General features: G+C 62.7%; 29 protein-coding genes, 2 pseudogenes and 1 riboswitch. Of the genes and pseudogenes, 10 read left to right on the forward strand and 21 right to left on the reverse strand.

The features are described 5' to 3' along the window. Positions 1 to 240: 240 nt before the first annotated feature. The 6 genes and pseudogenes from NKJ09_RS11360 to NKJ09_RS11385 all read right to left on the reverse strand — a co-directional run bounded on the left by NKJ09_RS11360 (position 241) and on the right by NKJ09_RS11385 (position 4,693). Positions 241 to 1,419, reverse strand: a complete 1,179-nt coding sequence (locus tag NKJ09_RS11360) for an HlyD family secretion protein (protein ID WP_023717108.1) — start codon at positions 1,417 to 1,419, stop codon at positions 241 to 243. Then, positions 1,416 to 1,895 (reverse strand): MarR family winged helix-turn-helix transcriptional regulator, encoded by a 480-nt coding sequence (locus tag NKJ09_RS11365; RefSeq protein WP_023717107.1) that lies wholly within the window; start codon positions 1,893 to 1,895, stop codon positions 1,416 to 1,418. Before NKJ09_RS11365 ends, NKJ09_RS11360 begins: the two co-directional genes overlap by 4 nt. A gap of 82 nt (positions 1,896 to 1,977) precedes the next feature. Further along, a pseudogene (locus NKJ09_RS11370) lies at positions 1,978 to 2,978 on the reverse strand (FecCD family ABC transporter permease). 29 nt (positions 2,979 to 3,007) lie between these two features. Then, a complete protein-coding gene (locus tag NKJ09_RS11375) occupies positions 3,008 to 3,952 on the reverse strand; it encodes an ABC transporter substrate-binding protein (protein WP_352495548.1) in 945 nt (314 codons plus the stop codon). Continuing rightward, positions 3,949 to 4,137 carry a hypothetical protein gene (locus tag NKJ09_RS11380; protein WP_352495549.1) on the reverse strand — a complete coding sequence of 63 codons (189 nt, stop codon included), beginning with the start codon at positions 4,135 to 4,137 and terminating at the stop codon, positions 3,949 to 3,951. The genes NKJ09_RS11375 and NKJ09_RS11380 overlap by 4 nt, the downstream gene beginning before the upstream one ends. 40 nt (positions 4,138 to 4,177) lie before the next feature. After that, positions 4,178 to 4,693 (reverse strand): ABC transporter ATP-binding protein, encoded by a 516-nt coding sequence (locus NKJ09_RS11385; protein ID WP_352495550.1) that lies wholly within the window; start codon positions 4,691 to 4,693, stop codon positions 4,178 to 4,180. Positions 4,694 to 4,860: 167 nt separating this feature from the next. Continuing rightward, positions 4,861 to 5,064, reverse strand: a riboswitch (cobalamin riboswitch). Between the two features lie 294 nt (positions 5,065 to 5,358). Here NKJ09_RS11385 and NKJ09_RS11390 point away from each other — a divergent pair. Beyond that, positions 5,359 to 6,192, forward strand: a complete 834-nt coding sequence (locus NKJ09_RS11390) for a GyrI-like domain-containing protein (RefSeq protein WP_352495551.1) — start codon at positions 5,359 to 5,361, stop codon at positions 6,190 to 6,192. A 37-nt stretch (positions 6,193 to 6,229) separates the two neighbouring features. On the opposite strand, the gene NKJ09_RS11395 is transcribed toward NKJ09_RS11390, so the two are convergent. Continuing rightward, entirely contained in the window at positions 6,230 to 7,165 is a 936-nt protein-coding gene (locus tag NKJ09_RS11395) for a bifunctional helix-turn-helix transcriptional regulator/GNAT family N-acetyltransferase (RefSeq protein WP_352495552.1), read from the reverse strand. A 228-nt stretch (positions 7,166 to 7,393) separates the two neighbouring features. Here NKJ09_RS11395 and groES point away from each other — a divergent pair, with 228 nt between their 5' ends. After that, complete coding sequence (gene groES / locus NKJ09_RS11400; RefSeq protein WP_006333965.1) at positions 7,394 to 7,690, forward strand: co-chaperone GroES; 297 nt, start codon at positions 7,394 to 7,396, stop codon at positions 7,688 to 7,690. Between the two features lie 62 nt (positions 7,691 to 7,752). Continuing rightward, complete coding sequence (groL, locus tag NKJ09_RS11405; RefSeq protein ID WP_352481739.1) at positions 7,753 to 9,408, forward strand: chaperonin GroEL; 1,656 nt, start codon at positions 7,753 to 7,755, stop codon at positions 9,406 to 9,408. Between the two features lie 217 nt (positions 9,409 to 9,625). Here the strand turns inward: groL and NKJ09_RS11410 are convergent, their stop codons facing one another. Further along, a complete protein-coding gene (locus tag NKJ09_RS11410) occupies positions 9,626 to 10,225 on the reverse strand; it encodes a TetR/AcrR family transcriptional regulator (RefSeq protein WP_352495553.1) in 600 nt (199 codons plus the stop codon). Between the two features lie 128 nt (positions 10,226 to 10,353). On the opposite strand from NKJ09_RS11410, the gene NKJ09_RS11415 reads away from it, so the two are divergent. The 3 genes from NKJ09_RS11415 to NKJ09_RS11425 are packed head-to-tail and all read left to right on the forward strand — an operon-like array spanning position 10,354 to position 12,236. Beyond that, positions 10,354 to 11,334, forward strand: coding sequence for a zinc-dependent alcohol dehydrogenase family protein (locus NKJ09_RS11415; RefSeq protein WP_352495554.1), 981 nt, complete (start codon positions 10,354 to 10,356; stop codon positions 11,332 to 11,334). 52 nt (positions 11,335 to 11,386) lie between these two features. Beyond that, the gene (locus NKJ09_RS11420; protein ID WP_352495555.1) at positions 11,387 to 11,833 is read left to right on the forward strand and encodes an OsmC family protein; all 447 of its coding nucleotides are present in this window, start codon (positions 11,387 to 11,389) and stop codon (positions 11,831 to 11,833) included. Positions 11,834 to 11,849: 16 nt separating this feature from the next. Next, a complete protein-coding gene (locus NKJ09_RS11425; RefSeq protein WP_352495556.1) occupies positions 11,850 to 12,236 on the forward strand; it encodes a nuclear transport factor 2 family protein in 387 nt (128 codons plus the stop codon). 6 nt (positions 12,237 to 12,242) lie between these two features. On the opposite strand, the gene NKJ09_RS11430 is transcribed toward NKJ09_RS11425, so the two are convergent. Together NKJ09_RS11430 and NKJ09_RS11435 are read right to left on the reverse strand one after the other, a co-directional pair. Beyond that, the gene (locus tag NKJ09_RS11430) at positions 12,243 to 12,854 is read right to left on the reverse strand and encodes a LysE family translocator (RefSeq protein ID WP_352495557.1); all 612 of its coding nucleotides are present in this window, start codon (positions 12,852 to 12,854) and stop codon (positions 12,243 to 12,245) included. An 86-nt stretch (positions 12,855 to 12,940) separates the two neighbouring features. Continuing rightward, positions 12,941 to 13,360, reverse strand: a complete 420-nt coding sequence (locus NKJ09_RS11435; protein ID WP_352495558.1) for a nuclear transport factor 2 family protein — start codon at positions 13,358 to 13,360, stop codon at positions 12,941 to 12,943. A 162-nt stretch (positions 13,361 to 13,522) separates the two neighbouring features. Here NKJ09_RS11435 and NKJ09_RS11440 point away from each other — a divergent pair, with 162 nt between their 5' ends. Next, positions 13,523 to 14,452, forward strand: a complete 930-nt coding sequence (locus tag NKJ09_RS11440; protein WP_352495559.1) for an AraC family transcriptional regulator — start codon at positions 13,523 to 13,525, stop codon at positions 14,450 to 14,452. 29 nt (positions 14,453 to 14,481) lie between these two features. On the opposite strand, the gene NKJ09_RS11445 is transcribed toward NKJ09_RS11440, so the two are convergent. From NKJ09_RS11445 to NKJ09_RS11475, 7 genes are all read right to left on the reverse strand, one after another. Then, positions 14,482 to 14,799 carry a YkgJ family cysteine cluster protein gene (locus NKJ09_RS11445; RefSeq protein ID WP_502895891.1) on the reverse strand — a complete coding sequence of 106 codons (318 nt, stop codon included), beginning with the start codon at positions 14,797 to 14,799 and terminating at the stop codon, positions 14,482 to 14,484. A gap of 71 nt (positions 14,800 to 14,870) precedes the next feature. Next, positions 14,871 to 15,035, reverse strand: a complete 165-nt coding sequence (locus NKJ09_RS11450; protein WP_352481746.1) for a hypothetical protein — start codon at positions 15,033 to 15,035, stop codon at positions 14,871 to 14,873. 1 nt (position 15,036) lies between these two features. Next, positions 15,037 to 15,444, reverse strand: coding sequence for a hypothetical protein (locus tag NKJ09_RS11455; RefSeq protein WP_023722751.1), 408 nt, complete (start codon positions 15,442 to 15,444; stop codon positions 15,037 to 15,039). After that, positions 15,444 to 15,671, reverse strand: a complete 228-nt coding sequence (locus NKJ09_RS11460) for a hypothetical protein (RefSeq protein ID WP_352481748.1) — start codon at positions 15,669 to 15,671, stop codon at positions 15,444 to 15,446. The genes NKJ09_RS11455 and NKJ09_RS11460 overlap by 1 nt, the downstream gene beginning before the upstream one ends. 414 nt (positions 15,672 to 16,085) lie before the next feature. After that, positions 16,086 to 16,295, reverse strand: a complete 210-nt coding sequence (locus NKJ09_RS11465; RefSeq protein ID WP_010915421.1) for a cold-shock protein — start codon at positions 16,293 to 16,295, stop codon at positions 16,086 to 16,088. 430 nt (positions 16,296 to 16,725) lie between these two features. Continuing rightward, positions 16,726 to 17,514, reverse strand: a complete 789-nt coding sequence (locus NKJ09_RS11470; RefSeq protein ID WP_023722748.1) for an SDR family oxidoreductase — start codon at positions 17,512 to 17,514, stop codon at positions 16,726 to 16,728. Positions 17,515 to 17,561: 47 nt separating this feature from the next. After that, positions 17,562 to 18,023, reverse strand: coding sequence for a RidA family protein (locus NKJ09_RS11475; RefSeq protein WP_031195259.1), 462 nt, complete (start codon positions 18,021 to 18,023; stop codon positions 17,562 to 17,564). A gap of 97 nt (positions 18,024 to 18,120) precedes the next feature. On the opposite strand from NKJ09_RS11475, the gene NKJ09_RS11480 reads away from it, so the two are divergent. Further along, positions 18,121 to 18,972 carry a LysR family transcriptional regulator gene (locus tag NKJ09_RS11480; RefSeq protein ID WP_352481751.1) on the forward strand — a complete coding sequence of 284 codons (852 nt, stop codon included), beginning with the start codon at positions 18,121 to 18,123 and terminating at the stop codon, positions 18,970 to 18,972. 19 nt (positions 18,973 to 18,991) lie between these two features. Here NKJ09_RS11480 and NKJ09_RS11485 read toward each other — a convergent pair whose 3' ends face one another. The 3 genes and pseudogenes from NKJ09_RS11485 to NKJ09_RS11495 all read right to left on the reverse strand — a co-directional run bounded on the left by NKJ09_RS11485 (position 18,992) and on the right by NKJ09_RS11495 (position 21,969). Continuing rightward, the gene (locus NKJ09_RS11485; RefSeq protein ID WP_352495562.1) at positions 18,992 to 19,747 is read right to left on the reverse strand and encodes an SDR family NAD(P)-dependent oxidoreductase; all 756 of its coding nucleotides are present in this window, start codon (positions 19,745 to 19,747) and stop codon (positions 18,992 to 18,994) included. A gap of 82 nt (positions 19,748 to 19,829) precedes the next feature. Further along, positions 19,830 to 20,498, reverse strand: coding sequence for a glutathione S-transferase family protein (locus NKJ09_RS11490; RefSeq protein WP_023722744.1), 669 nt, complete (start codon positions 20,496 to 20,498; stop codon positions 19,830 to 19,832). A 29-nt stretch (positions 20,499 to 20,527) separates the two neighbouring features. Beyond that, positions 20,528 to 21,969, reverse strand: a pseudogene (locus NKJ09_RS11495) (patatin-like phospholipase family protein). 133 nt (positions 21,970 to 22,102) lie between these two features. Here NKJ09_RS11495 and NKJ09_RS11500 point away from each other — a divergent pair. Next, complete coding sequence (locus NKJ09_RS11500; protein ID WP_352481754.1) at positions 22,103 to 22,282, forward strand: CsbD family protein; 180 nt, start codon at positions 22,103 to 22,105, stop codon at positions 22,280 to 22,282. Between the two features lie 60 nt (positions 22,283 to 22,342). Here NKJ09_RS11500 and NKJ09_RS11505 read toward each other — a convergent pair whose 3' ends face one another. Beyond that, complete coding sequence (locus NKJ09_RS11505; protein ID WP_352481755.1) at positions 22,343 to 23,479, reverse strand: metallophosphoesterase; 1,137 nt, start codon at positions 23,477 to 23,479, stop codon at positions 22,343 to 22,345. A gap of 119 nt (positions 23,480 to 23,598) precedes the next feature. On the opposite strand from NKJ09_RS11505, the gene NKJ09_RS11510 reads away from it, so the two are divergent. Next, entirely contained in the window at positions 23,599 to 24,192 is a 594-nt protein-coding gene (locus NKJ09_RS11510) for a hypothetical protein (protein WP_352762767.1), read from the forward strand. The last annotated feature ends 47 nt before the right edge of the window (positions 24,193 to 24,239 follow it).

A 24,239-nucleotide genomic window follows, 5' to 3' on the forward strand; every position in this document is an offset into this window, starting at 1 on the left:
GACCCTCATCGCGGTGGGACGCGAGCATCGATGTGGGGGTTACATCGACTGAGCGTCTCGACAAAGCGGGCGCCTGCCGCCCGGAAACCTGAGGACCGAAGATCCTGCGCAACGTTGTCTGGTTTAGCCAGGCCGCAGCGCAGCCCGTCTACGCATTCAACTCTTCCTGCGCCTCCCTCGGACCAATCCTGTCACCTGCATCCATCTCGCTGTTTGCCATGCGGCCGCTGTCAGGCCTCTTTACTTGGCCTCGCCTGCCGTGGCGCGGCGGAAAATGCCCGGCAGCCCGCGGGAAACGCCGGTGTCCACCGTGACGGTCGCGCTCATGCCGGTGCGCAGCGCCATCTTGGCGTCGGCGTCGGTCAACTCCAGGCGGACCGGAATGCGCTGCGTGACCTTGACCCAGTTGCCGGTGGCGTTCTGCGCGGGCAGCAGCGAGAACTCGGCCCCGGTGCCGGCGCCAATCGCCTTGACGGTGGCTTCGAACGTCTTGCCCGGATAGGTGTCGACCACGATTTCGGCCTTTTGGCCCGGATTCATGTTGGTGAGCTGCGTTTCCTTGAAATTGGCGTCGACCCAGGTATCGCCGGTCTCGACCAGCGAAAACAGCGGCGTGCCCGAGCCGACATACTGGCCGACCTTGAACGAAGCGGCCTGGCTGATGATGCCGTCGGCAGGCGCTTTGACTGTTGTCTGGACCAGATCGTAGGCCGCCTTGTTGCGTGCGGCGAGCGCCGCCATCACTGTCGGATGCTTGTCGGTCTCGATGTCGGGATTGCCGCCAAGTGCCGCCTTGGCGCTGACGATCCCTTGCTGGGCCACGGCCAGCTGCTGCTTGGCCTTGTCGAGGTCGTTCTTGGCCTCGTCCAGCGACGACTTGGCGTTGATGCCCTTGCGGGCAAGGTCGGCGGCGCGGTCATACTGCGACTGCGCGTACTGGACCTGGCTTTCGTCGGACTTCTCTTGCGCCAGCGCCTGGCTATAGGCCGCACGCAGCTGCTCGACATTGAGCCGCGCGCCGGCCACCGCCGCATCGGCCTGGGCCAATGCGATCCGGTAGGGCTCGGGATCGATGGCGAACAACACGTCGCCCTGCTTGACAGACTGGTTGTCGAAAATATCGACCTGAACGATGCGGCCCGCCGTATCGGCGGCTATCGACACCTTGGCCTGCTGCAGATTGGCGTTCTCGGTCTCCTGATAGCGGCCGCCGGTCACCCAGACATAGCTGCCGCCGGCGATCAACGCAGCGGGCAGCACAAACATCAAAAGGAAGCGGCCGGCACGACGCTTCTTCTTCGGCGCCACTGGCGCCGGAGCTACCTGCGGAGCGACCGTTACCGGAGCTGCCGCCGGCTTCGCGGGAGCTTCCATCTCCAGCTTGGCCGCATTCTTATCTACTTTGGCTACCGCGTTCATGCTGCTGCGCCTTCCGTATTCTTCACTTTTTCCGAGGGCGGCGTCTCACCATCCGCAAGATTCTGCACCATTGTCTCCAGCGCCTTGACCAGGACGCGGCGATCTTCCGGCGAAACGCCAACGAGCGATTCCTCATACACCTCGCCGGCAAGGCTCTTGACGTGGGCGTAGGCTGCGTTCGCCTTGGCGGTCGGGAAAATCATGCGCACTCGTCTGTCGGTTGCGTCGGGACGGCGCTCGATCCAGCCGCCCTCCTCCATGCGATCGACAAGGCGCGAGACGCTGATCGGCTCGATTTCGAGAAGCTCGGCAAGCCGCGCCTGCGCGACACCCGCCTCCTTGGCGACACGGACCAGAAGCCGCCATTGCGCCGAAGAAAGGCCGAAACCACTGGCGCGCGCCTCGAAGCGCTTGCGCATCAGGCGCTGCACGTCGTGGATCAAAAAGCCCAATCTGTCGATGCCGTCGGAAACCATGAGCGACATATATAATAAGCGTGCTCATAATTCAAGGAACCCGGATTGTGCCCGAAGGCGGCAAATGTACATGGCAGTCACATCATGAGCGATTGCGAATGAGCATCGTGACCACGAAGAAAGCGCCGACCGAACTGGTGATGATGCCGATCGGCAGTTCCTGCGGCGGCAGCAGCGTGCGCGCGAGAAGGTCGCTTGCCAGCAACAGCACCGCTCCGAAGAGGGCGCAGCTTGCAATCAGGCGCAGATGAAGCGGGCCGGCCAGGGTCCTGGACAGATGTGGGATCATCAAGCCAACGAAACCTATGACGCCTGCGACCGAGACAAGGATCGCCGTCGAGAAAGCGGCGACGAGAAATGTCATCCTGCGCATCCGCGCAACCGGGACGCCGAGGCTTCAGCGGCATTCTCGCCGGCCAGGAAAGCGTCGAGCCGGCGGTGGTTCCAAAGTCCATAAACAAGGATGGTGCCTGCGCCCAGAGCAGCCAGCTCGATATTGTCCCAACGGGCCAGCCCGAGCTCGCCCATCGTCCAGAACAACACCGAGTGAGCGGCGCGCTGGTCTCCGGCAAAGACGAGATAGTTAGTCAAGGCGGTGAACATGAACGAGACGGCAAGCCCGGCGAGGATCAGCCGTTCGGGGCCTTGCCCCCTCACCCGCGAAACCAGCAAAAGCACGATGCCGGCGGCTAATACGCCGCCCGTGAAGGCCGCGACCGGCAACGTCCAGATACCGAAATGGTCGCCAAAAATGGTGATGACGGAAACCGCGCCGGCCGCGGCTCCGGACGACAGGCCGAACAAGAACGGATCTGCGAGGTCGTTGCGCGTTACCGTCTGCAGCAGCGCGCCGATGACGCCCAGCCCGGCGCCGACACAGATGGCCATAATCGTGCGCGGTAGCCTAAGATCGAGGACGATCTTGGCAATCGGGATCTTGCCGGCCGGACCGGACACGATGTCTCCGTCCAGCCCGGCGGCATGTCCGAGCGCAGCAATCACGTCGCTCAACGCGATGACCGTCGATCCATAGGCAATCGACAGCAGAGCAAGAGCGGCAATCGCTGCTGCTCCTGCTGTCATCGCCAATTCGAACGCTCTCTGGCGCAAGCTCAGAAAGCTTCCGGGTGCATCGCCCTGGCGATCTTGCCGATCGCCTCGATGTTGGCAGGCCCAGGCGTCAGTTCGGCATAGCGCAGCGCAATGAAGTGCTCATTTTTGACCGCCTCAGTCTCCTTCATCGCCGGATGAGCTTTCAGGAAATCGAGCAGTTTTCTGTAGCCGCCGTCCTGGTAGTCGAGCAGGATAAGAAATTGCGGATTGCGGGCCGCCACCGTCTCCCAATCCGTATTGCCCCAGCTCGTCGGCATGTCGGCCATGATGTTGTCGCCGCCGGCTGCGGCGATCATGGCGCTGGGGATCGCGAACTTGCCTGATGTGAAGGGTTTGTCTTCGCCGGAGTCGTAAAGAAACACACGCGTTCCCGTGCGGTCGCCGATCTTTGCCGTGATATCGGCGAGCTGCGCCTTCCAGTTCGAAACAAGCTTTCCCGCCTCCGCCTCCTTGCCAAAAATCTTGCCCAGCTTTTCGACATCACCATAGAGCAGGTCCATCGAGGCGGCGGGGCGGTTCTGGTCGAGATGGACGCAACTTTCCGTCAGCACCAGCGTCTTGATACCGTGCGGGGCCAGCGTATCGGGCGTCACCTCGCCGCCAGGCTTCATGCCGTAATACCAGCCGGCGAAGAAGAAATCGGGCTCGACGGCGACGAGGTTTTCGATGGTCGGGTATTTCGGCGCGAGTTCCGGGATCGCGCCCTGCTCGGCCTTGAATTCCGGACCGACCTTATACCATCCGGTGATGCCGGTCAGGCCGACGATCGATGGTTGCAGCCCCAGCGCGAAGGCCATCTCCGCCATGTTCAGATCTTGGATGACGGCGCGCTTCGGCGCGGCGTCGAACGTCAGCGGCGTGCCGCAGCTATCAACGGTTACCGGGAAAGCGAAGGCGGTCTGGGCAAGTAGGAGGGAGGCAAAAGACAGTACGAGGCGTTTCACGGATGTTGCTCCTTGGTCAAATCGGGATGTGAAGAGGCGCGGTTCGGAACGTCGAAGTCCGTGAGTTCGCGGTCTTCGGTGGGATGGCGCAGCCAAAGCACGTCAACGCCGAAAATCTCGCGGATCAACTTCTTGGTCAGCGCCTCGCGCGGACTGGCAAGTGCCTGCAGGCGGGCCTCGTTCATCACCGCGACCCTGGTGGCAAATGGCGTGACAAGCGACAGATCATTGAAGCACCGCCACGACGGTCATGCCAAACTGCGATACGAGTTCGAGAAGGTCGCTGCGGGCGCGCGGATCGAGATGATTGGTCGGTTCATCGAGGAACAGGATTTTGGGCTCCTGGGCGATGGCGCGCGCCAACTGGGCGCGTTGCCGCTCGCCACCGGATAGCGAGCCGATCGTGCGGCCGAGCAGCGGCAGCAGGCCGGTTCTGCGAAGTGCTTCAATGACGATGTCGCGTTGCTCGCTCCTCCGTCGCAAGCCGGCATGCGGGACGCGCCCAAGCTCGACGTAGTCGATCACGGCAAGCCGCGGATCAGGCTGGTCGGTCTGGCCAACGACCGCCATGTGCAGTGCCCGCTCGGCGGCCGAAAACCTCTCCAGCCGGCGTCCGGAAAATCTCACATCTCCCGCGCTTGGCCGCAGCGTACCGCATAGCATGCGCAGCAGCGTCGTCTTGCCGGCGCCGTTGGGGCCGATGATGGCGAGGCGGTCGCCCGGCGCTATCGAAAGGCTCACCGCGCTGACCAGGCACCGGCCATTCGTCGTCGCGCTCAGTTCACACGCTTCAAGAAGAGGCTGGGAGGCGTCCAACTTACCGTCACTTTCTCAATGGCGACGGAAGGAAGCTGGACGGACCGGCCGACAAGACCGATGTCCACGTCTCCTCCCGGCACACCCCGTCCGGTCAACTCATGCTGATGGCAGGTCTCCTGGCTCGCGGGTCTTTGCGCCATCCTGCCTTCCCAGCCTTGCCGGCCAGTGGCACTTCGGATTTTGCTAACCGCTTACAGTTGCGGGGGCAGCCACGGCCTCGATCCGAAGATCTCACCGTGTTCCCTTTTCACCCCTTGCCTTTCGACTCGGGGACCATCAGTCAGCCACCCTAGTTTTCCGCCAATCACAGCGCAATAAGTCTTGTCAGAAGGAGCCATATAGACCTCGTGATGTAATAACGTTACATTTAAAAGGACGTTTGCCCGCTTCCTGTCAAGCCTTTTCGCGCGACGCCTGCGACTTGCCGACGACCGTCGCTCTCGATTTGCGCAGTGCGCAATTTCGATCAAACTGCCTCCGCCAGGAAGCGGCACCATAATCTTGCCAATATAAGACATGGCCAATGTAAAGACTGGGCCATGTAAAGACTGGGCCAATGCGGAGACTGGGCCAATGCGAGGTGCCAAATGAATCCGACCGAGAAGGCGCTGTGGTTCGTCGAAAGCCATCTGCCCGAAGCAGTCTCGCTGGACGATGTCGCCAAGAGCAGCGGGGTGTCGCGCTTTCATGTGACGCGGGCTTTCGGCGCGGCTACCGGCCGTTCGGTGATGAGCTACGTCCGTTCTCGCCGACTGACCGAAGCGGCGCGCAAGCTTGGCGCCGGCGCACCCGACATCCTCTCGGTCGCGCTCGACGCCGGCTATGCCTCGCATGAGGCCTTCACCCGCGCCTTCCGCGACCAGTTCGGCACCACGCCGGAACTGGTACGCGCACAAGGCTCGCTCGACAACCTCGATCTTGTGGAGCCGATCCTGATGGACCAGTCCTTTCTCGCCACTCTCGAACCACCGCGTTTTGAGACCAGCCGGCCGTTTCTCATCGCCGGTCTCGGCGAGCGCTACAGCTGCGAAACCAGCGCCGGCATCCCGATGCAGTGGCAGCGGTTCGGCCCCTATATTGGCAACATTCCTGGCGAGATCGGCGACGTCGCCTATGGCGTCTGCGTCAACGGCGACGACGCCGGCAATTTCGACTACATCGCTGGCGTCGAAGTGTCCGATTTTTCGGACCTGCCGAGGGAGTTTTGGCGTGTGCGCGTGCCGACGCAGAAATACGGCGTGTTCGCCCATCGTGACCATATCTCGACCATCCGCCGCACGGTCAACACGATCTGGAACAAATGGCTGCCAGCCTCTGGGCACGAGATCGCCGATGCGCCGGAATTCGAGCGTTACGGCCCCGAATTTGATCCGCGCAGCGGCAATGGCGGGCTGGAAATCTGGATACCGATCAAAGGGTGAGGCACGGCAGGCCGACGCCGAAGCGCCGGAAGCGCTGCTACAGTTCCAGGTTCCAGTTCTGGCCGACCAGATCCCTGCCGAAGGAATGGTGGAACTCCTCGTTGGTCAATTTAAAGCCCACAGACTCATAGATGTGGCGGGCGGCGGCGAGCACGTCGTTGGTCCACAGCGTCAGTGTCCTGTAACCCGTGGCGCGGCAAAAGCCGATACATTCCTCGACCAGCCGCTTGCCGATGCCGAGACCTCGCGCCGAGGGCTCGACGTAGAGCAGGCGCAATTTCGCCACCGCGTCCGACTGGCGCACGACGAAGACGGAGCCGACGACCTCGCTTTCCCGCTCGGCGATCCAGCTGCGTTCCCATTTCGGATCGAAGGATTTGACGAATGTGCCGAGGATTTCAGCGACCAGCGCCTCATAGGTTTCGTCCCAGCCATATTCCTGCGCGTAGAGCAGGCCCTGGCGATGGATGATCCAGCCGATGTGGCCGACCTGCAGAGGCCGCAGCGTGTAGGGAATGTTGGGTTCGGCGGTCGCGCCCAGCAGACGCTGCACCGTCTGCATGGCCTTGACCAGCCTGTCCTGTTCGGGAACCGAAAGCCGGTCGAGCAATGCCGCGACCTGGTCGTGCGAGCCCTGGTTCAGCGGCGCGAAAGTCTGCCGCCCGGCCTTGGTCAGGGCGATCGACGAACGCCTTGCATCCGCCTCGATCGTGGCGCGCTCGACCAGATGACGTTCCTCGAATTTCTTCAGCAGCCGGCTGAGATAACCGGGATCGAGGCCGAGATCGCGCCCAAGGTCCGTGGCGGTCAGGCCATCGCGATGCGCCAGTTCATAGAGCACCCGCGCCTCGGTCAGCGAGAAGGTGCTTTTCAGCAGCCCTTCGTCGAGCAGCCCGATCTGGCGGGTATAGAAGCGGTTGAAGGCTCGCACCGCGTCGATCCGCTCCTTGCCTGGGTGATGATGAATGGTCATGGCATCCTCCTGCCGGTAAGATCAGCCATTTAGTTGACTTGGTCAAGTATCTGTTTGAAGCATCCGTTTGAAGCAATTGTTCTGATGATGCTCACCGGGCGCCTTGACTCGCGCGAGTTGCCAGACTATTTCAGCGCCACGTTAGCACTCCCCCAAGATGAGTGCTAACCATGTCCGGCGCCGCCGGACGGAGGAACTGTTCTCACCATTCTCATCGAGGAATAAAAAATGGCAAAGTCGAAGTTCCGCCCGCTTCATGACCGCGTGGTCGTTCGTCGGGTCGAATCCGAATCCAAGACCGCGGGCGGGATCATCATCCCCGACACGGCGAAGGAAAAGCCGCAGGAAGGCGAGATCATCGCCGTCGGTTCCGGCGCCCGTGACGAAGCCGGCAAGCTCGTCCCGCTGGACGTCAAGGCCGGCGACCGCATCCTGTTCGGCAAGTGGTCGGGCACCGAAGTCAAGCTCAATGGCGAAGACCTTCTGATCATGAAGGAAGCCGACATTATGGGCATCATCGGCTGAATATCGGCCTCACCCTCATTTAAATCTTCGGGCTCAATCCAAGCCCCTGCCAGGAGCTAAAAATGGCTGCCAAAGACGTAAAATTCTCCCGCGACGCTCGTGAGCGCATGCTGCGCGGCGTCAACATCCTCGCCGACGCGGTGAAGGTCACGCTCGGCCCCAAGGGCCGCAACGTCGTCATCGACAAGTCGTTCGGCGCACCGCGCATTACCAAGGACGGCGTCACCGTCGCCAAGGAAATCGAGCTTGAAGACAAGTTCGAGAACATGGGCGCGCAGATGGTCCGCGAAGTTGCTTCGAAGACCAACGACATCGCCGGCGACGGCACCACGACCGCGACCGTTCTGGCACAGTCGATCGTCCAGGAAGGCCACAAGGCGGTTGCCGCCGGCATGAACCCGATGGACCTCAAGCGCGGCATCGACCTCGCCGTCGCCGACGTCGTCGCGACGCTGATCAAGAACGCCAAGAAGATCAAGACCTCGGAAGAGGTTGCCCAGGTCGGCACCATCGCCGGCAATGGCGACGTTTCGGTCGGCTCGATGATCGCGGAAGCGATGCAGAAGGTCGGCAATGAGGGCGTCATCACCGTCGAGGAAGCCAAGACCGCCGAGACCGAGCTCGAAGTCGTCGAAGGCATGCAGTTCGACCGCGGTTATCTCTCGCCCTACTTCGTCACCAACGCCGAGAAGATGGTTGCGGATCTGGAAGACGCCTACATTCTTCTCCACGAGAAGAAGCTCTCCAACCTGCAGGCCATGCTGCCGATCCTCGAGGCTGTCGTGCAGACCTCGAAGCCGCTGGTCATCATTTCGGAAGACGTCGAGGGCGAGGCCTTGGCCACGCTCGTCGTCAACAAGCTGCGTGGCGGCCTGAAGATCGCCGCCGTCAAGGCGCCTGGCTTCGGTGATCGCCGCAAGGCCATGCTGGAAGACATCGCTATCCTCACCGGTGGCCAGGTCATCTCCGAAGACCTCGGCATCAAGCTCGAGAATGTCGGCCTGAACATGCTCGGCCGCGCCAAGAAGGTGTCGATCTCCAAGGAGAACACCACCATCGTCGACGGCGCCGGCAAGAAGGCCGAGATCCAGGGCCGCGTCGCCCAGATCAAGCAGCAGATCGAGGAGACCACCTCGGACTACGACAAGGAGAAGCTGCAGGAACGTCTCGCCAAGCTGGCGGGCGGCGTTGCCGTCATCCGCGTCGGCGGTGCGACCGAAGTGGAAGTCAAGGAAAAGAAGGACCGCGTCGATGACGCCCTCAACGCGACCCGTGCGGCCGTCGAAGAAGGCATCGTTCCCGGCGGCGGCGTCGCACTGCTGCGCGCTTCGCTGAGCATCAAGGCAACCGGCGCCAACTCCGACCAGACCGCCGGCATCAGCATCGTGCGTCGCGCGCTGCAGGCTCCGGCCCGTCAGATCGCGGCCAACGCCGGTGCGGAAGCATCGATCGTTGCCGGCAAGATCCTTGAGAACAAGGGCGCGACCTTCGGCTACAACGCCCAGACCGGCGAATATGGCGACATGATCGCCATGGGTATCGTCGATCCGGTCAAGGTTGTGCGCACGGCTCTGCAGGACGCGGCCTCGGTCGCCGGCCTGCTGGTCACCACCGAAGCCATGATTGCGGAGGCTCCGAAGAAGGAGTCGGCTGGCGGCGGCATGCCTGGCGGCATGGGCGGCGGCGGCATGGGCGGCATGGGCGGTATGGATTTCTAATCCAACCCATCAGCCTTCATGTACGGAAAGGGCGGCCGAGAGGTCGCCCTTTTTCGTTGATGGGACGGAGGATGAGAGGCGGTCCGATTCCAAAGCAAGCGGAAGCATACCCCTGACCGTTTCTTCGGCGTCGGCGCAGAACGTGAATTGCAGAGCTGGAGCGTCGGCCCTTCGGCAGGGCTCCGCGCTGGCCTCGATGCCGTGGAAGCGCGAAACGTCAATGCGCCGTGACTGCGATCTCTTTCGCCGGCAATGCCCCCTCAATCAGCGCCGCGACCTCATCGGCTACCGCCAGCACCGGGGCGCGGTCGCGGGTGGCGCGTGCGATCACCATCAGCCCTTCCAGCGATGATTCGACCAGCAGCGCCAGCGCGTGCGCGCGGCGCTCGGGCACCCCTGCCCTGACGAAGGCCGCCCTGAGCAGGCCTATCCATTGCTCGAAGGCCGACCGGCACAACTCAGCCAACTCCGGCATGTCGGTCGGCGAATCCAACACCACGGGCGCGATCGGGCAACCGAGCGTGAACTGGTTGTCTTCCAGCATGCGCGCGACCGATTGGTAGATGTGGTGGACCGCCACCGCCGGATCTTTTTCGGCAGCGAGCGCGGCGTCCAGCCTCTGCGTCACATCGGCGACGCTATCGCGCGTAACCTCGACGACCAGCTGATCCTTGCCGCCCGGAAAGTGGAAGTAGAGCGAGCCTCTCGGTGCGCCTGAGGCGCTCAATATGTCGTTGAGCGACGTGCCGTGGTAGCCGCGCTGCCTTAGCAGCAGCGCCGTCGTCTCGAGTATGCGGGTGCGGGTGTCGTTCGCCATGTCAACCTCTGTCAGGAATGAGCATTATAGGCCTTGCCTCGAATATGACAACCGGTCTATATAATATGTAGATCAGTCTATATATCAGCGAGGGGCGAATGCGTAGTTACCGTCTTGAAGGAACCGGCGTGACCAAGTGCCTGGTGATGCGCGACGGGACGCAGCCGACGCCGAAGCCGCACGAGATCGTCGTGCGTGTCCGCGCCACATCGCTCAACCGCCGCGATACGATGATCCTCAACGGCACCTATCCGCTGACGCCGCGCCAAGGCGTTATCCCGCTGAGCGACGGTGCTGGGGAAGTCGTTGCCGTCGGAGATGCCGTCACCCGCTTTGCCGCCGGCGACCGCATCACCGGCAGCTATTTTGCACGCTGGATTGATGGCCGCATCAATGCCGGGCTGATCGACCAGCTTGGCTGCACGCTGGACGGGATGCTGACTGAATACGCGGTGCTCGACGAGCAATGGGCGGTGTGGCTTCCCGATCATCTCGACTGGCATCAAGCGGCGACACTGACCTGTGCCGGCCTGGCCGCTTGGAATGCCGTGACGGCGGCCGAGATGCCGAAGCCCGGGCAGTGGGTTCTGGTCATCGGTTCAGGTGGCGTCGCGCTGTTTGCGCTGCAATTCGCCAAGCTGCTCGGCTGCCGGGTCGTGGCCGTCAGCTCGCGCGGCGAGAAGCTGGACCGGCTGCGGGCGCTGGGCGCCGACCTCGTCGTCTCGACGGCCGACATGCCGGAATGGGGTGCAGCTGTGCGCGAGCAAACCGGTGGCATCGACCTCGTCGTCGAGACCGGCGGCCCGCCGACCTTCGCGCAATCGATGATCGCCTGCGCGCTTTACGGGCGCATCGTGCTTCTCACCATACAGGATGCGAAAGGCGGGACGGTGCAGATCCCCGGCCCGGTCTACCAGCGCAGCCTCGCCACCATCAGCCGCCTCTTCGTCGGCAATCGCACCAACCTCGAAGCCATGCTGCGCGCCATCTCGGTGCATCGGCTTAAGCCTGTCATCGACAAGGTGTTCGCCTTCGACGAGGCCCAAGACGCCTACCGTTATTTCCAGCAAGGCGACGTCTTCGGGAAAGTGGTCGTCGACGGCGCCTGACTGGTTCGCCCCCAAAATCTGATTGACCCCCTCAAATCAAAGGAGAGACACAATGACCATTCGTGAAGCAGAGGCCCAATGGCAGGGATCGTTGAAAGAAGGTTCGGGCCGGCTGAGGCTAGGCAGCGGCGTATTCGAAGGCGCCTACTCCTTCCCGTCGCGTTTCGAGAACGGTCCCGGCACCAACCCGGAGGAATTGATCGCGGTGGCGCATGCCGGCTGCTTCTCGATGGCGCTGAGCGCCATCCTGGGCCGCGAAGGTTATACTCCCGCACGCATTCACACAATCGCGAAAGCGCATCTCGGCGCCACCGCGGCCGGACCGACGATCACCCGTATCGAGTTGGAGACGGAGGCAAGCGTGGCCGGGCTGGCTGCCGGGGATTTCGAGCGGCTGGCGCAGACGGCCAAGGAGAGCTGCCTCGTGTCGCGGGCGCTGGCCGGCGTCGCGGCGATCACGCTCAAGGCCCGCCTCGTCGAAACCGTTGCTGATCACTGAAGGGAAGGAATATCCAATGACACAGGAACTCATCATCGACATCGCCGCGGCAAAACGCTCCGCCGAAACGGCCGAGATCATGCGGCGCTACAACGACGTCTTCCAGCGCCACGACGCGTCGGCGCTCGACGATCTGGTGGCGGAAGATTGCGTGATCGAGAACACCACGCCGGCCCCGGACGGCGCCCGCCGCATCGGCAAGGGCGCCTGCGTCGAACTGTGGTCGGCGATCGCGACCGGACCCGGCATGCGCTTCGACATCGAAGAAACCTTCGTCGCCGGCGACCGGGCGACGATCCGCTGGCGCTACTGGATGGCCGACGGCAATTCGCTGCGCGGCGTCAACCTGATGCGTGTGGCGGACGGGCAGATTGTCGAGGCCATGGGCTACGTGAAGGCATAAGGCTGTCTACCGGTCCGCCAGCGCCAGTTTGGCGCCGAGCATGACAAAGGCTCCGGCGAAGGTGCGGCGCATCCAGGTCAGCACCTTTGGTCGCGACACGACATGGCTGCGGATCGACGCCGCGAAGATGCCGTAGCCGACAAAGACCACGAAGGTGAGCAGCATGAAGACGCTGCTGAGCTCCAGCATCTTCGACAGCGCATGCGATTCGGTGGTGCTGACGAATTGCGGCAGGAAGGCAAAGAAGAAGATCGACAGCTTCGGATTGAGGATGTTGATGAGGATGCCCGAAGTGATCACTTTGCCGGCCGAGCGCGGCGCGACATTTTCGTCGACGCTCAGGCCGCCCTTCTCCTTCAGCGTGTTCCAGGCCATGTAGAGCAGGTAGGCGACGCCGAGATATTTCAGCGTCTCGAAGGCGACGGCGCTGGTGTGCAGCAGAGCCGCGAGGCCGGTGATGGCGGCCGCCATGTGCGGAATGATGCCGAGCGTGCAGCCGAAAGCAGCAATGACGCTGGCGCGCGCACCACGCGAAAGCCCGGCGCTCAGCGTATAGAGAACGCCAGTGCCGGGCGAAGCCACGACAATCAGCGACGTCAACAGGAATTCGATGCTCACAGATGGTCTCCCGGTGCTGGCCCTGCCGCTGGCAGCGTAATCAGCGAAACGTGCGGGCACAAGCCAGCCTGAGAGCCTGTCCGCATTCAGATCATACTATTGGCGTGCAGCTTGCTATCCGCGATGGGCTGCCGAACTTCCCAGTGTTCGACGAGCTTACTTTCGTTCAGCCTGAAAATGTCGACGATGGCCAAGCCCTCCTCTTCGGGTTCGCGTTTTGCGTGCATGTGCACGATGACGAAATCCCCTTCGGCAAAAATCCGCTTCACCTCTCCCCTCACGAGGGGAAATGACTGTTTGAGCTGCTGCAGATAGGCTTTGAAGCCGTCCGCACCATCCGCAATGTTCGGATTGTGTTGGATGTAGCGTTCGCCAAAATGCATCGAAGCAGCTTCGATGTTGCCCTGGTTTACCGCTTTGTCGATGAAGTCCAGGACGATCGTCTTGTTGGTCTCGAGCGAATTATGGACCTTGGCTGTAACTGGATTTGATGGTTCGTCACGCATGTTTTTGCTCCGTGAGGTGGCTGCTTCCGCCTGTTGTGGACAGGAGCGTCCACAGGCCAACATTGCCAACATAATCAGCCACGCTTGTGAGATGGTCGATACGCTATTCGCCTAGATTCTTATCCAATCGTCTAATATCGTCGTCCGATTCATCATCGGAGGATGGTTTTCATGGACGCCTTGTCCGAAGTTCTTGCTTCGCTGAGATTTGGCAGCGCCATGATCGGCAGCGCGACCCTGCATCGGCCATGGGGTATTTCGGTCGATCCGATAAGGAATGCCGCCATCCACGTCATACAGAACGGCGAATGCTGGCTGCGGCTAGCCGGTGAAAAGGAGCCGATCCGCTTAGGCGAGGGAGACGTCATCCTTGTCGCGAGCGGTATCGGGCATGCCCTTTGCAATCCGGCGGATGCACCGACGGCATCGATATCCGCCGTCCTTTCCGCAAATCGGAGCGGACTGGAACCGAAAAGCGAGAGCGGCGCGACAACTCTTCTTTGTGCGAGATATTCACTCGACGGCGTCGGACCATATCCGATGGTTTCGCTGCTTCCACCGCTGATCCATTTGACCCGAAATCAGATCGACACCAGCGAGCCGCTGCGGCTTGCCCTGGAACTTCTGCAGGTCGAAGCAAAAAGCAATCTCGGCGGTCACGACATTGTCGCCCCACATCTTCTCGACAGCACGTTGATCTTCTTATTGCGTGCCTGGATAGAACATCAGCCTCTCGGAACAGGCGGATGGTTTGGCGCCTTACGCGATAAAGGCATTGCGCAGGCTTTGCGCCTGATCCACGAGCGGCCGGATGGTCCCTGGACTATCGCTTCCCTTGCCAGCGGCGCGGCACAGTCCCGGGCCACCTTCGCGCGTCGCTTCGCTCAACTCGTGGGACAGCCGCCGCTGTCCTATGTGACTCGATGGCGGATGAACCTTGCCGCCAAGGCTCTGCGAGAAACGAACCAGAACATTGGCGAGATCGGGCGCGCCGTCGGATATGAATCGGTGCCGTCGTTCTCGCAGGCATTCAAACGGTTGACCGGACGATCGCCCGGCCTCTACCGCAGCGACTTTCGATCATCTGACTGACGAATTTCAAAACTGCCCGAGGGCCGTCACTATACCACCGGCAGTCCGTGAGCCAGGCGCGCCATCAGGCAGTCGTCATCGCCCGGCATGCAGGCGCGGCAGACGTCGGGACGGATCTCGTAGATGCCGCAGGCGGTCGACTTGCCGACCTCGCCGCACAGTGCCGAACAGCGCGCGCCGTCGCAGCGCATGCCGGCTTCATCGGCAGCCACGTATTTTTGCGGGATAAGGTCGAGCTGCGCGTCATCCTCGGTTGAAAAGCGCGGCCATCTTGACGAGTAGGCGCAGCAGGCGCCACAGGTCTGGCAATCGAAGGCAACCGGATCGGCGCCCTCTTGTGGCGACAAAAAATCCTCTGCGACCGCCAGGGCAAGCAGCCTTGGCGCAGATTTCCGGCCGGCATTTTGCTGCAAGGGTGCTATTTCTTCTTCGGCTTGCGCGGCGGTGCTTCGGCCGGCGACCTGAACAGATCGGTACCCGCTTCGGCGGCTTCACCGGTTTTTGGTGCGGCGGCCGGCTTGGCCGGCTTCACGGCGGCAGTAGGCGCGGCCGGCTGGCCCTTGGCGGAAAACTTGATTGCCATATCAATCCTCGTCAGAGAAACGCGATGATGGCGCATTCGGATTGCGAAGGCGGCCGATGAGCGCCGAAACGGCCGTGATGTTCATTTCTTCGGGCGACCAGTTCCTGGCTTCCTCGATGTGCCGGGGCGCCAGCTCGCGATGCGTGCTGCCGCTGTAGGCGGCGTCCTGATAGGTCACGCGCTCGTGCGTCTTGGCGTTTTCCCGGACGTATTCGATCAGATAATTGGGGCATTCGGCACGGCCGCGCACGCCGAGCCGCACCTGGGCATCGCCGTGGACACGCCGGCAGCGCTCGAGCTTTTCGAGCACGCGCCGGACATATTCGACCGGCTTGTCGAGCTCACCCACGACATCGGCGATGGTCGAATCGGCGGCGATCGCCTTTTGAGGCACGCGTTTGGTGGCCATCAGCGTTTGCCCGCGCGTTTCGGCGAGGCCGCGAGCGCAACCGCTGCCGCCATGTCATCGGCTTCCTTTTCCAGGCGCAGTTCGCGCAGCCGCGCGGTCTTGGCTTCGCGCGCCTGGCTGACGGCATCCCGTTCGGAATTGATGCGGTCGAGCGACATCGACTGGGTCCGCGTCTTGCTAAAAATGGATTCGGCCTGGTCGCGGGGTCTTTTTGAAGTTGCGGTCAAGGTCTTTCTCCCGGTTCGGAGCGCGCCGCCGAAAAGTGGCGAGATTGGTCTTTCGGCCAGGATCCCGCACAAAGCAATACGGCAGCCGGTTTCAAATTGCTGGAACGTCCTCAGAGACCGTTTGGAAATTCTGCTCTGACGGCCGTCTGATGGCCGTCAGAGCGAATTTCGAAACAGCCTCTTAGCACGTCCGGGCCGTCGAGCAGCGCTCTTTCGGCGGTCGAAGCGCAAAAATGAAAAAGGCCAGGCACCGCCTGACCTTCCATGAGAGCGCCCGCGCATCCCGAGAGACGCGCAAAGAAACGTTCTTCTCATGCGCATGAGCGGGGGCTTAACCTCCCCGCGACCATGCGCTGGAATTGCCATTCACCGGTGCCAGTACATCCGTGGTCACCGGTGAGGCTGAATTCCGTTTTAGGCCGCCTTCAACTGGTCGGCGGACATCTTGCCCGACTTGTTGTCGCGGACCATCTCGTAGCCAAGCTTCTGGCCCTCGACGATGTCGCGCATTCCGGCGCGCTCGACGGCTGAGATGTGGACAAAAACGTCGGCAGAACCGTCGTCAGGCTGAATAAAACCAAAACCCTTGGTGGCGTTGAACCATTTAACTGTGCCTGTGCTCATAACGAACCCTTTCCATGGCAAATATTCGTTCGCCGTCATGCGGATGCACAACAACGTTTGTCTCGATTTTGATGGGGAAGTTCGTCAAAGGCGCGCCTCGGCACGCGGATAACAAAAGTCGGTCAAACAAACATCGACAAAATTCTTGTAGACTTCTTTGCGCGCTGTGTCAATTTTTTTGATTTGCAACACTCGTGGAGATGCGCGGCGGCGGCAAATACGACAGCGAAAACCGGGCTATTGCCCGCCGAAAAAACCACTTAGCCGGGAACCATTTTGGCGCCGGAGCATTTTTTCGGTGTCGAACGCCGTTCTCGAAAGAGCGATCTTGAGAAAAGGCGGACGATCACCAGGACGCCCCCCGCGCAGATAAAAGGCACGAGGGGCGTTCCTGTGTGATGCGACCATTCGCGCCGCCGCCCCCTGCTCCTCACACCATGCCGCGACTGAGCCCGCCATCCACCGGCAAAGCCACGCCGGTAATATAGGCGGCGGCGTCGCTGGCCAGGAATGCTGCAACCGCACCGAATTCGGCGGGAGTGCCGTAGCGCTTTGCCGGGATATCGGCCTGACTCTCGGCGGCGATCACGGCAGCGTCGACACCCCTGTCGGCGGCGTCCATGGCGTCGAACTGTTTGGTCCGGTCCGTCGCAAAACGGCCAGGCAGCAACAGGTTGACGGTAACGCCGTCCGCCGCCACTTCGCCGGCCAGCGTCTTGGCCCACCCGGCGAGCGACGCACGCAGCGCATTCGAGGCGGTAAGGCCGGGGATCGGCTCGCGGACGGAAGTCGAGGAAACGGCGATGATGCGTCCCCAGCGCCGCGCCCGCATGCCTGGCAGGAAAGAAATGGCAACGCGCATCTGGCTCAGCACCATGCTGGTGAACTGCTTCTCCCAGACGCTCGCATCGAAGACGCTGGCCGCGAAGGGCGGCGGGCCGCCGCCATTGAGCAGGACGATGTCGATCCGCTGATGCTCGTCCTCGACGGCATGGATCAGCCGGGAGACGCTGTCGTGGTCGGAGAGGTCGGCGCTGAAGGTCGAGCAGATGTGGCCGGCGGCCTCGATCGCGCGCCGCGCCACATCCAGGGTCGCCTCCCCTCGTCCGACCAGGATGATCTCGGCGCCTTTCGCCGCGAGCGCTTCGGCAACGCCGAAACCGAGGCCCTTGCCTCCGCCGAGAACAAGCGCCCTCCGCCCCTCAAGATTTGCATCCATCAAGCCAAGCCTCCTGCTGGTTTCACTGGCTATTTCGAGCGACTTCCCTAGCGGACATGCACGATAGCGTCGGCTTCGACCGGAACATTGGCCGGCAAGCCGGCCATGCCGAGCGAGCAGCGGGCGTGCTCGCCACGCTCGCCGAAAACATGGAGCAGAAATTCGGATGCTCCGTTGCCGACCTCCGAATAGGCCGAAAAGCCGGCCGTCGCATTCACATAGACGGTCAGCTTGGCGAATTTCACGACACGGTCAAGATTGCCGTCCAGTTCCTTGTCCAGCCAATAGACGATGTTGGCCGCGCAGAGCCGGGCGGCGTTCTGCGCAGCAGCCAGATCGATCTCTCTGCCGACCTGGCCGATCGCGGCGATCTCCTGCGCGATCTCGGGAATCTGACCGGAGACATAGACGATGTCGGCGACCCGAACCGTCGGCGAGAACGGCAAAGCAGGCCGCTCGAGCGACGGCCAGGCGACACCGAACTCCTCAAATCTTCTTCTGTAGGACAAGGTGGCTGCTCCTGTTTTCGTTCGTGCGAGCGGACCTTGAATTCAGATCGGGCTTTCGGATAGCCTGATAGTGCTGACACAGCTATCAGGAATTCTTATGACTGGAGATATCGACGTCAGGCTGCTGCGTGCCTTCGTCACCGTGGCCGATACGGGAACGGTGAGCCGGGCGGCCGATCGACTTGCCCGCACCCAGGCGGCGGTGAGCATGCAGCTTCAGCGCCTCGAGGGTGAAGTCGGCGCCGAGCTGCTGCGCCGTTCGCCGCGCGGCGTGACGCTGACCGAGGCCGGCGAGATCCTGCTCGCCTTCGCCCGCAAGGCCATCGCGATCGGCGACGATGCCAGGCGCGAGATAGAAGGCCGCAGGCTGGTCGGCCGTGTCCGGCTGGGCATCATCGAGGATTTGGCGGTGACACGGCTGCCGCTGATCATTGCCGACTTCCGCCGCCGGCATCCTTCCGTGGAGATCGAGCTGACATCGGCCAGCAGCGCCGATCTCAGCAAGTCGCTGGGCGAAGGAAAATGCGACATCGTCATGGCCGATCCGGCGCGCTTCACAAAGGCGCCGCGAGGTCATCTGTCACGACAGCTGGTCTGGGCGGCAAGCCGCATGATCGAGATCGATGACGAGGTCGAGCTTCCGCTGGTCATCTTCGAAGGCGCCTGCTCCTGGCAGGACAGAATGCTGGCCTCGCTCGCCGAGGCCGGGCTCGGCTGGAAGATCGGCTGCCGCGTGTCGACTTTCGCGACGCTGATCTCGGCGCTGAGGGCCGGGCTTGGCATCGGCCTTCTGCTGCAGGAAGGACTGCCGCCCGACTGCCAAAGCCTCAACGGACGCTTCAACCTGCCGCCGGCGCCGATGGCGGATTTCGGCGTCTACCTTGCGAGGGACCCGTCCCGGCTGGTCGAGGAGTGTGGCGATTTCCTGCGGGCGGGATTCGAAGTCTAACGAAACGATCCGACGTCATTCACCGTTCCTGGTCGGTCGGGCGGATGACGATCTCGTTGACGTTGACGTGCGCCGGCTGGCTCACGGCGTAGAGAATGGCCGCGGCGATGTCCTCGGCGGCCAGCGCCTCCATGGCGGCGAGCCGCTGGTCGAGCCCAGTCTTCGCCGCCGGATTGGTGATATGGTCGCCGAGCTCGGTGCGCACCAGGCCGGGTTCGATGACGGTGACGCGAACCTTGTCGGAGTAGACTTCGCGGCGCAGCGATTCGGAAAAGCCGACGACGCCGAACTTGGTTGCGGCATAGCCGCTGGCGCCGGGATTGGCGACGCGGCCGGCGACCGACGAGACATTGACGATGTGACCCTTGGCGGCCCTGAGATGCGGCAGCGCCGCTTTGGTGACACCCATCAGCGCCAGCAGGTTGAGCTCGACCATGCGGCGCCAGTCATCGAGCACCGCCTCGGCGGCCGGCGACAGAAGCATCACCCCGGCATTGTTGACGAGGATGTCGAGGCGGCCCCATTCGGCGACAACCTTGTCGACGATGGCGGTGACATCGTCGTTGCTGGTGACGTCGGCCGCGATACGGAGTGCCGTGCCGCCGGCCTTTTCGATACGCGCGGCCAGCGCTTCGAGGCGATCGGCGCGGCGGGCGGCAATCGCCACCTTTGCCCCGGCGGCCGCCAGCGCCACAGCGGTTGCCTCGCCGATGCCCGACGAGGCGCCGGTGACAAGAGCGACCTTGCCGGCCAGTGCGGAAGAAACAGCTGTCATTGTGAAGTCTCCAAAGCCCCTGCCCGATCTTCAGATAGGCCGCGGGCCGCGAAGTGGAAGACCAGCTCGTCGGTTGCTCGGCTCATTCGTCGGGGCCGGGCTCCGGCCATGGTTCCTTCGCCGCCTCCGCATACCAGTGGCGCATCGCCGGCATCGAAAGCACGGCATCGACATAGGCGCGGGTGTCGGGCGCCAGCGTGCCGCCATAGGTGTCGAAGCGGGTGACGACCGGCGCGTACATGGCGTCGGCCGCGGTGAAATGGCCAAACAGGAACGGCCCGCCTTTGCCGTATTTTTCCCGGCATTGCCGCCACAGATCCTCGATGCGCGCCCGTTGCGCCTCACCTTCGGCGTCGAGCGGCTTGTGGCCTTTTGGCCGGCGCAAATTCATCGGCCAGCCATAGCGGACCTCGCGAAAGCCGGAATGCATCTCTGTCGCCGCCGAGCGGGCGTGCGCGCGAGCGCCGATATCGGCCGGCCAGAGCTTCTTGTCGGGAAACAGGTCGGCAAGATATTCAAGGATGGCAAGGGTTTCCCAGACGATCCGGATCTCGCCATTCGGCAGCCGATGGTTCAGCACCGGCACCTGGCCGGTCGGCGATATCCTGGCCAGATTGGCGGCGGTCTCGGGCGTGCGCAGGCGCACAAAACCTTCCTCGAACGGTATCTCCAGATGCTTCATCGCCAGCCATGGCCTCAGTGACCAGGACGAGAAGCATTTGTTGCCGATGAAGAGCGTGAATTCAGCCAAGATGGTCTCTCCGTGTCGAGCCCAGCGGCTCAGTTTGCTTGTGCCGCGGCCAATTGTGCCCCCGGCGTGACGCCGGCGCGAGCGCGGATGGCGGCGACCGCCTTGGTGATATCCGTATTGACCAGCAGCGCCTCGCGACCGGCCGCGATGGTGAGGTCGACCTGATCGACCGGCAATTTCAGCCGCGTCGGGACAGCGTTCAGCTTGGCCTGTGTCGCCTGGTCGAGGTCGGCAAAGGACAGATATTGGACCACGAGTTCAACATCGCGGCAATCCCAGCCGGCAGTCGAGCCGCGATAGGCAGCCACGGTCGAGGTCGGCAAAGCACAGCGGTAGCGGACCAATTCACCGCGCCATTGCGAGACGGCCAGCTTCAGTGCGTCGGCTTCGTCGCGCACCGCGGCCGCCATGGTGGTGCTCGTCACGGCGTCGAGCAACTCGCTAAGCCGCGGTCCGTGGATAGACTTGGCCCAGCTCACGTCGTTGTCGGCGCCGGCGTCGGCAACGATGAAAAGCAGCGTCCTCAACCGGACAGCGGCGGCCGGCGACAGCGGACCATAGGGGGTGCCGGCGGCGGAGCGCTCCAGGGTAAAGCCGGTGACGCCGAGATTATCGGTCAGACCACCGTCCAGCAATTTCACATAGTCGAGGGGATCGGCGTTTTGATAGGAATCGAGCGCGCTGGCATAGGCCTTGAGCCTGATCGAGGCATTGTGATCGGCCAGTGCCCGGCTCAACCATTGCGGCCTGGGTAGCCGCAATCCGGGCTGGTGGCGGAAACCACGATCGGCGCGAAGACCACCGGCACGGCAGCGGAAGCCGCGACCGCATCAGCCAACCGCATCTTGTCGAGATCGCTACAAAGCGCCGCGAAAGTGTCGTAGCTGAACAGAAATGGCGTGCGGTTATAGATATCGGACGCGTTGATCCAGATGATGGGCCGGTCCGGCTTGGCGAACGCCTCGAATGTCGCATCGTCGAAGAGATTGTCGTTCAGCCATTTGGCAAAACCGCTGCGGTCATTGACGCCGCCATAGTAGGCGCGGACAAGGTTGAACGGCGACAGCCTTGTTCGAAGGTCGGCCTCAGCATTCTGGATCAGGAACCGTTCGCGAAAGTCGCGGTAGCCGTCCTCGCCCTTGTAGCCGAAATAGGCGGCAGTCACCGCGCCGCCTGATGCACCGGAAATCATCCTGATGTCATCGACCAGCGTGCGCCGCCGCGGCTGCTCGTCGATGACGATGTCGTCCAGCGCCCGCAGAACGCCGTAGGAGAAGGCCGCGGCCCGGGTGCCGCCACCGGAGAAGGCGAGGCCGAGCACAGTCGAGCCGTCGTCGCCCGGATCTGGAATGAAAGCCGGCGACGGCCTGCCGGCTTCGGGCGTAAAGACGTTGATCGGCCCGACATCATCGGCGACGCAGCCTGCCAAAAGCATGGACGTCGCAACGGCACAGGCAAGGCGAAAACGCATCGAAATCCCCCCGGGCAGAGCCTAGCCGCATTACCGCGCCGGGTGCAACCGGTTGTCCGGCGATGCATGGAACCGAAGCGGTGCCTGACCGTTTGCCTCGCAAATAAAACTCCCGAACTCCAGGAGATGCGCGATGGTGAACAAGGATCAGGTGGCAGGCGTCGCCAAGCAAGCCAAGGGCTCGGTCAAGCAGGCCGCCGGCAAGGCCACCGGCAACAGGCGCACCGAGGCCGAAGGCGACGTCGACAAGGCGACCGGCAAGATGCAGAAGGCTTACGGCGACGTGAAGGACAAGGTGAAGAAGGCGCTTTGACACTGGCCCCCTTCGCGAACCAGGAAAAAGGCGGCTCGGCCGCCTTTTTTGCGCCCTCTCTTACCGTAAGAAAGTCAGGCTTTTGCTGTATGCATTGGTGAAGGTGACCTCGCCATGATTTCCGGCGGCTTCGCCCAGCACCACATCCATGCTGTTTCCGGTCACCCGCGCCAAGGCAAAGCCGCCCATGAAGGCGGCCTTCGGTTTGAACAAGTCGAGCCCGTCACGGCGGTAGATCATCGGCGTTGCGTGCTGGTGGCCATGGAAGATGCCGACGACATTGTAGCCTTTCAGCACGGCCAGCAGCGCCTGCCTGTCGACTTCGCTCCACCAATGCGGCGGACCCGTGCCGCTGTCGTCGAAGGTTCTCTCGGCGGCGTCCCATCTTTCGATCGAAAAAGTATCCCAGCCATAATGCTGGAACAGGATGACCGGGCGGCCGTCGCCGGCATAGGTCGCCAGATCCTGCTTCAGCCATGGCAGGCTGTTGGCGGCGCCGTGGCCGGTATCGCCGGCAAAACGGTGCGTCTGGACAAGATGCAGACCGCCCCAATCCCATGAATAGCAGTCGGTCTCGACGTCGTAGTCGGTCGCCGGCGCAGGCGGCTTGAAGAACACGCCGGGGCGGTGGTTGACCTCGACATAGTCGCGCATTTCGCGGCGGTACCAGTCGACATGCGAGCGCGGGCCGTTCTGGTCGAGGTCGTGGTTGCCGAGGCCGACATAGACGGGCATGTGCACACGGTCGGGGCCGACGCCCTGCTGGTAGCGCTGGCTGAACTGAAGCAGCTGCGTGCCCTCGCTGGGCTGGGTGATCTGGCCGCCGCCGTCATCGGTGATGTCGCCGCCGACGACGAGGCCGAGCGGCGTGCCGATGTTGCCCGTCGAGCGCAGGCCGGTGGCAACGCCTTCGATTTCAGCCGGCCATTGTCTGTCACCGACGCCGTTGAGTGCGGCGACGTTGCGCAGCAAGGCAGCGTCGGTCTTGCCCTCCTGCTCGCAATGCGGGCTCAATCCGTTCGCCATTCGGCAGGCATGGACATCAGCGATAAACAGGAAGGTGGCGTCGATCGGCGGGATGCGCTGCCCGGTCTGGCCGAAGGCCGGGCGCGAAACGGCGCCGGCCGCGGCAACGGCCGCTGCCTGCATCAGGAAGCTGCGCCGAGAAACCGGTAGGGCGGGAATGCGATGCATCATGCGCTAAAATTCAGCACGACGCGGATCGGCAGTCCAGTTGCTCGCAAAGTATGTCGACACGTTCTCCCAGGTCTGGCATTGCTTTCGGCATTCAACTTGCGCGGGCAGAGGAGGACGGCATGAAAACTGCATCCATCGGCATGACAATGGCCATTCTGGCGGTGACGAGCGCAGCGCATGGCGCCGAGTGCATCGACGTCAAATCGGCCAAGGCCGGCTTCATTCTCGAAAGGCCTGGCATCCACAGCGAATTTCGACCGGCAGCGGGCGGAATGGTGGCCGTTGCCAACAAATACCAGTCGCAATCGCCGCAGTCGCAGTACCTGTTCGGCGGACTGATCGAGGTGTTTCGCGACAGCAGCACGGGGCAGCTGGCGATGATCCCGTTTTCCGATCTCAGGAAGGTGTTCCCGCTGAAGGCGGGGGCTAAGAACAAGATCGTGTTTGCCCGCCTCGCACCGAACAAGCCGCCGAAGGGCACCGAGACGCTGGAGATCAACGTCAAGGGCAAGGAGACGTTCAGCCTGGGTGAATGCAAATACTCCGTGCTCGCGGTCAAGCAGACGATCAGGAGCGAGGCCGGCGAGACGCAGGACGAGTTTACCGCGCTTTACGCACCCGACTTGCAGGCAGTTGTGGCCAGGCGCTATGACGAGGGCACCAGCGCCGAAAGCGTGGTCGGCTACGAGCTGATCAAGCCGCTGCCGAATTAAGAGCTCGGCCTCCCCACCTCGGTCATAGTGAGCGACGGCGGCGCCTC

It is taken from the genome of Mesorhizobium sp. M0189 (assembly GCF_040322135.1).
Classification (GTDB): domain Bacteria; phylum Pseudomonadota; class Alphaproteobacteria; order Rhizobiales; family Rhizobiaceae; genus Mesorhizobium.